This window comes from Pseudomonas sp. P5_B2 (assembly GCF_056400445.1).
The window spans coordinates 1-2093 of the sequence record NZ_JBFULH010000673.1; the positions used below are offsets into that span (position 1 = coordinate 1).

General features: G+C 62.1%; 2 protein-coding genes. Both read left to right on the forward strand.

Annotated features, from left to right (window positions below):
* Nucleotides 1-1020, forward strand: a 1020-nt coding sequence (locus tag AC1DRJ_RS25465) for an HlyD family secretion protein (protein WP_477804593.1), incomplete at its 5' end; no start/stop codon positions are given.
* On the forward strand, nucleotides 1017-2093 hold a 1077-nt coding region (locus tag AC1DRJ_RS25470), incomplete at its 3' end, for an efflux transporter outer membrane subunit (RefSeq protein ID WP_477804594.1). The genes AC1DRJ_RS25465 and AC1DRJ_RS25470, both read left to right, overlap by 4 nt.

The following is a 2093-nucleotide window of genomic DNA, read 5'->3' on the forward strand; positions in this document are numbered from 1 at the left end:
GTGGTGGCAGTCGGCGTACTGATTTATCTGCTGGCGCCCGGTCTTTTCGGGCAGCGCACGCAGCAAAAAACCAATGACGCCTTTGTCTCGGCGGACTTCACCCTGGTGGTCCCGCGCGTGGCCGGGTTTATCAAGGAAGTGCTGGTGGAAGACAACCAGCAGGTCAAGGCCGGGCAGTTGCTGGCGTTGATCGATGATCGTGATCTGCGAGCCGCCGCCCAGGCGGCTGATGCCGAAACCCTGATGGCCAGGGCGCAACTGCAAAATGCCTGGGCGACCCTTGAACGCCAGACTTCAGTGATCGCTCAGGCTCAAGCCTCGGTGGTCTCGGCCAAGGCTGAGATGGCCTTCGCAGAGCATGAATTGAATCGCTACAACCACTTGGCCGGCGTCGGGGCCGGTACGGTGCAGAGTGCTCAGCAAGCGCGCACGCGTATCGACCAGGCCAACGCGCGGTTGGCTAACGCAATGGCAGTGCTGGCGGCGGAACGCAAGCAAGTGGACATCCTGACGGCCCAGCGTGACGCTGCTGAAGGTGGACTGAAACGTGCGCAAGCCGCCCTGGAAATCGCCAGTTACGAGCTGTCTTACACACGCATTATTGCGCCACAGGACGGCATGGTCGGCGAGCGCGCTGTGCGAGTCGGCGCCTATGTGACGCCGGGCAGCAAGATTCTGGCGGTGGTACCGCTGGCACAGGCTTACGTGGTGGCCAATTTTCAAGAGACGCAACTGACCAACGTGCAGCCAGGTCAGGACGTTCAGGTGCGGGTCGACAGCCTCGGCGGTGAGACCCTGAACGGCCGAGTCGAGAGCATCGCCCCGGCGACAGGCGTGACGTTCGCCTCGATTAAACCGGACAACGCCACCGGCAACTTCACCAAGGTTGTGCAGCGCATCCCGGTAAAGATTGTCCTGGAGCCGGGGCAGGCACTGGCCTCACGGTTACGAGTGGGGATGTCGGTGGAGGCAAGTATTGATACTGCGAGCGCGATGTCGAGTGAGGTGACTCAGCGATGAAGATGTTCGCTACCCGGGTAGACGTCATCGGGAGCAGGCTCACTCCTACATTGAATCGGTTCAATGCACACAATCTCTGCCTAAAAGGAGAACCCCTGTGGGAGCGAGCCTGCTCGCGAAGAGGCCGGTGGCTTTGCGCAGTTCTTGGCGCTTTGTTGGTGGCAGGCCTTTCAGCCTGCACCGTCGGCCCGGACTTTCACAAACCTCAGGCCCCGCAAATCACCGAATGGTCAAAACAGTCAAAAACCGCTGCCAGCCAAGCCGTCACCGCTACAATCGAGGAGCACTGGTGGGACGTGTTCCACGACCCGACACTCTCGGCCCTGACTCAACGCGCCCTGACCGACAACCTCGACCTGAAACTCGCCAGCAGCCGCTTGCAGCAAAGCCGCGCCGCGCGCCAGGTGGTCACTGCCGACCGTTACCCCAGTACGGCGGCTGCTGGCGGCTATGCACGCAAACGTAATAGTGGCGAAGGATTGAACGACCCATCGGGACATTATGGTGACTCGGCATTCAACCTGTGGGACGCCGGCTTCTCCGCGTCCTGGGAGCTGGATTTCTGGGGACGCGTGCGTCGCGAAACCGAAGCCGCCGACGCCACGCTTGAAGTGGCCGAAAACGATCGTCGGGGTGTGTTGCTGTCGGTGCTCGCAGAAACTGCTCAGGTCTACATTCAGCTGCGCGGCGTGCAAAGCACTCGGGCCGTCACCGAGCAGAACCTCGATGTCGCCCGCCACAGTTTGAAACTTTCGCAACTGCGCCTGGCCGACGGCGTTGCCACCGACCTGGATGTCGCCGAAGCCGCCGCTCAAGTCGCCGCCATCGAATCGCGCCTGCCCGAGCTGGAGCAGCGGCAGGCGCAACTGATCAACGCGCTGAGCCTGCTGATGGGCGAACCACCGCAAGCGCTKTACGCCGAGTTATCCACAGACGCTCCCGTGCCGCAAACCCCGCGACAGATCGCTATCGGCCTGCCGTCGCAACTGGCCGAACGCCGTCCGGATATCCGCCAGGCTGAAGCACATCTGCATGCCGCAACGGCGAGTATCGGTGTGGCCAAGGGGGACTTC